The following is a 4028-nucleotide window of genomic DNA, read 5'->3' as shown; positions in this document are numbered from 1 at the left end:
CACACCATCTTCTCTCCACGGCAGCCGCTCCCCCGCGGCCGCCGCATCCCCCGAACGAAAGGTCGATCCCCCATGCGTACCGATCTGATCCGCAACAGCGCTCTGACCGTCGCCACCATCGCCGCCACCGCCGGCGGCATCGCCGGCCCCGCCATCGCCGCCCAGGCCACCCCGGCCGAGAAGGCAGCCACCCAGGTCAGCACCGACCGCAAGGGCCACGGCGAGCGTGAGCTGAAGGTCGACTACGAGGCCCAGCCCAACTTCTACTACTGCGGCCCCGCCGCCGCCCGCAACGCCCTCTCCGTCCAGGGCAAGACCATCGACGTCGACGCCATGGCCAAGCGGATGGGCACCACCGAGAACGGCACCAACAGCATCAACGACATCACCCCCGTCCTGAACAAGGAAACCGGCAGGAACGTGTACCACAGCGTCGAGATCAGCACGCCGAAGGCCGACGACAAGCAGACCGACACCCTGCGCGCCGACATCGTGCGCACCGTCGACGACGGCCGCGCCCTCGTCGCCAACATCGCCGGCACCGCCACCGACACCGACGGCGGCGTGCACTCCTTCGAGGGCGGGCACTACATCGCCGTCACCGGCTACCGCGACGGTGGAAAGATCGTGACCATCGCCGACTCGGCCAACCCCGACACCGCCACCTACGACATCAGCGTGGACAACCTCGCCGACTGGATCGCCACCCGCGGCTACTCCACCTCCTGACCGCACCGACCGACAGGGCCGACCCCATCCGGGGTCGGCCCTTCGGCGTACCCGGCCGCGTGGGTGCCGGTCGACACGGGCAGGATGGGGCCGTGGCCAGACGTGGACCCCGGCGAGGGGTGAGCGACGACGACCCGGACCGCCCCTGCCCCTGCGGCTGCGGTCTGCCGTACGCCGACTGTTGCGGCCCGGTACACCGGGGCCAGGGAACGGCCGGCACCGCCGAGGCGTTGATGCGTTCCCGGTACAGCGCCTTCGCCGTCGGCGACGTCGACTACCTGCTACGCAGCTGGCACCCCTCGACCCGGCCGGCTCGGCTGCGCCTTGACCCGGCACAGCGGTGGACCCGGCTGGAGATCGTGGACACCGAACGGGGCGGCCTCTTCGACAGCACCGGAACCGTCGAGTTCCGCGCCCACTACCGGCAGGCCGGACGGCCCGGCACGGTCGACGAACGCAGCCGGTTCGTACGCTCCGAGGGCCGCTGGGTGTACCTCGACGCCCTGCCCGAGTGACCGCGCGCCGCCGGGTCACCTCCGGCCCGGACGGCGCAGACCCAGCCCGGCCGCCACCAGGGCGTACGGCACGGCCGCGACCATGAAGGCGACGGCGTTGTCGGTGATCCCGGCGACCAGGGCGTACCCGCCGTAGACGGCGATGACGGTGAGGTCGGTGGCCATCCCGGCGACCGAGGTCACCGTGGCCCGGCTCGGACCGGCGATCCGCGCCTGCAGCCGCGCGTCGGCCAGGACGGTGGCCACCTGGAACGCGCAGAACGCGACGCCGAGCAGCGCGAATCCCGCCGGGTGCCGGAGTCCGGCCCCGGCGGCGAGCGCCGCCGCGGCGAACGCCAGCAGCCCCGCGTAGCCGCGGGTGCTCAGCCGCTCGGCCGGCGCCGCGAGCAGCCCACCGAGGGTCACTCCGGCCCAGCCGATCAGGAGCAGCAGCGGCACGGTCGGCTCCGCGACGCCGGTGTCCCGGGCCAGCAGCGGGGTGTACTCCTCCAGGGCGCCCCAGACGGCGGTCACCGCCGGTACGAGCAGCAGCGCGGCGCGTACCCGCCGGTCCGCGCGGGCCTCGGCGAGGCCGGCGCGAAGGCTCCCCAGCCAGCCCAGGTCGGCGTCCTCCTCCCCCGCCGTGCCCGGCCCGGCCCGGCGGTGCTCGGGCAGCGTGGCAGCCACGGCGGCAGCCAGCACGGTGGCCAGCACGCTGGCCGCACCGACGGCCGGGTAACCGCCGGCGGCGAGCACCGGGCCAGCCAGGACGATCGAGGCGAGCACCCCGAGCACACCGGCGGTCTTCGCCCGACCCATGGTGCGGGCGTACCGGCCGGCCGCGCCGAGGTGGTCGAGTTCGGTGAAGACCAGCGCCTCGAGGGCACCGGATCCGAGCGCGCCGCCGACTCCCCAGCAGACGAAGCCCAGAGCGAACGCCGGGTACGACGGGGCCAGCAACCAGAGGGCGAACCCGGCGCCGGCGAACAGTGGCGCGAGGACGACCAGCAGACGGCGGGAGACGGCGTCCGCCAGCGCCCCGGAAGGCACCTCCAGCAGGATCCCGGTCACCGACCAGATGACGAACAGTGAGGAGATCTGCCCGACCGACAGGCCGGTGTCGCTGAACAGCAGGGCGTACAGCGGGTAGAGCAAAATGAAGTCGCTGAAGAAGGCGTACGTGTAGAGCGTGCCCGCCATTCGGCGGACCCGCTGCTCGGGGCTGATGGTCATGAGGGCCTTTCCACGGAGCCGGTCGGACGCGTCACGTGCGCGTCGCCCCGGCGGCCCGCGGCCGTGGCCCTCAGGGACCGATCACCATCGCCAGGTCATGTCCGGATGCTACCCCGGACACCGGTGGCAGTGTCCCCGGGAAGCACGCGGCGGGGCGGGATCCCGGACGATCCCGCCCCGCGATCGCGGCCTGTCCGGTCAGCGGCGGGACGCCTCACCGCCGGCCGGCGGGATGACCATGGTGGCGTCGCTGTCCGCGCTGGCTTCGTCGTGCGTGCCCTGCCGCGGCGCGACGACCGGGTTCGCCGCGCGCGTCGCGTCCGGGCCGCCGACACCGGTCACCACCTGCGTCGCGTCGACGTCGGCGACCCGGGGCACGACCTGCGTCGCGTCCGCGTCCCCGCTGCCGGCCACCACCTGCGTCGCGTCGACGTCGGCGACCGGGGGCACGACCTGCGTGGCGTCCGGGTCGACGGCCGGGGTCAGGTGGTCGCGCAGGTCACGCCGCCCGGCCTGGTACGCCCGGGCGTGCGTGGCGATCAGCCGGGACTCCCGCTCGGCCCGGCTCAGCCAGGCCTCCCAGCGGCTCTGCATCGGGCGGACCAACCCGCCACCGACGCCGACGACGAGGATGCCACCGGCCGTGGCGAGCACGGCGACCAGCACCGGAGTGGTCACCGCGGTGGCGACGCCGATCTGGTTGAGCGCGGCGATGACACCCAGGCCGATGAGGAACACCGAGGCGATGTTGGCGAGCACCCGGCCGTAGGAGAGGCCACCGAGGGCGCTGCTGATGATGTCCTTGACGGCGTGGGCGATGGCCGCGGCGACCACCACGATGACGATCGCGACGAAGGCGCGCGGCAGCCAGGCGATGACCCCGGCGATCAGGTCGGAGATCGGATTCGGCCCCCAGATGCCGAAGGCGAGCTGGAGGGTCACCAGCAGGACCGCGTAGTAGGCCAGCTTGGCGACGATGTCACTGGCGTCGTACGGGGAGCGGGCCAGGGCGGTCTTGATGCCGCCCCGTTCGACCGCCCGATCGAAGTGGACCCGTTCGAGGACCCGGTCCACGATCTTCAGGACCGCCCTGGCCGCCAGCCAGCCCAGCACCAGGATCGCCAGGAAGGCGAGCGCCTTGGGCAGGAAGAGCATCACGGCGCGGAAGGCGTCACCCACCGCGTCGCCGAAGTTGTCTGTCATGCGTGCCCTCCACACGTCCGTCGGTCCGGTCGGCCTCGACCTACCCGGACCCGTCGGTGGGGAAACGCCGGTCAGGAGGGGTGGCAGGCGTAGCTGACCTCGGTGCTGGCCTGCGGGGCCGCAGGGGTGACGAGGATGACGGTGGCGGTCTCCCGGGCGGTGCCGGTGCCGCTGAAGGTCCACTGGAGAGTAAGGGTGGCACTTTGCTGCCCCCACCCGACCCACTCGGTCAGCACGGCCCCCGGTGCGGCGTCCGAGCGCTGCCACCGGTACTCGATCACGCCGGGCCGCCCGTTGGTGCGCACGGTGGCGATCACCTCCACGGTCACGTCGCACTGCTGGCCGGCCGGTCGTGGCACGGTCACCGCC

General features: G+C 73.2%; 4 protein-coding genes and 1 pseudogene. 2 read left to right on the top strand and 3 right to left on the bottom strand.

Annotated features, from left to right (window positions below):
* Positions 1–72: 72 nt before the first annotated feature.
* A complete protein-coding gene (locus E1182_RS29610) occupies positions 73–729 on the top strand; it encodes a C39 family peptidase (protein WP_132271014.1) in 657 nt (218 codons plus the stop codon).
* Positions 730–821: 92 nt separating this feature from the next.
* Positions 822–1244 carry a YchJ family protein gene (locus E1182_RS29605; RefSeq protein ID WP_243706493.1) on the top strand — a complete coding sequence of 141 codons (423 nt, stop codon included), beginning with the start codon at positions 822–824 and terminating at the stop codon, positions 1242–1244.
* 15 nt (positions 1245–1259) lie between these two features.
* On the opposite strand, the gene E1182_RS29600 is transcribed toward E1182_RS29605, so the two are convergent.
* From E1182_RS29600 to E1182_RS29590, 3 genes and pseudogenes are all read right to left on the bottom strand, one after another.
* Positions 1260–2456, bottom strand: coding sequence for an MFS transporter (locus E1182_RS29600; RefSeq protein WP_132271013.1), 1197 nt, complete (start codon positions 2454–2456; stop codon positions 1260–1262).
* A 198-nt stretch (positions 2457–2654) separates the two neighbouring features.
* Complete coding sequence (locus E1182_RS29595) at positions 2655–3659, bottom strand: hypothetical protein (protein ID WP_132271012.1); 1005 nt, start codon at positions 3657–3659, stop codon at positions 2655–2657.
* A 71-nt stretch (positions 3660–3730) separates the two neighbouring features.
* Positions 3731–4028, bottom strand: a pseudogene (locus E1182_RS29590) (hypothetical protein); the annotation flags it as partial.

This window comes from Micromonospora sp. KC721, assembly GCF_004348355.1.
Taxonomy (GTDB): domain Bacteria; phylum Actinomycetota; class Actinomycetes; order Mycobacteriales; family Micromonosporaceae; genus Micromonospora.
The sequence above is the reverse complement of the archived record's forward strand: the minus strand, read 5'-3'. Positions and strand labels throughout refer to the sequence as shown.

Excerpts from the sequence above, each read along its gene's own strand:
- E1182_RS29600 (WP_132271013.1), bottom strand. The coding sequence starts at position 2,456 with ATGACCATCAGCCCCGAGCAGCGGGTCCGCCGAATGGCGGGCACGCTC.
- E1182_RS29595 (WP_132271012.1), bottom strand. The coding sequence starts at position 3,659 with ATGACAGACAACTTCGGCGACGCGGTGGGTGACGCCTTCCGCGCCGTG.
- E1182_RS29610 (WP_132271014.1), top strand. The coding sequence starts at position 73 with ATGCGTACCGATCTGATCCGCAACAGCGCTCTGACCGTCGCCACCATC.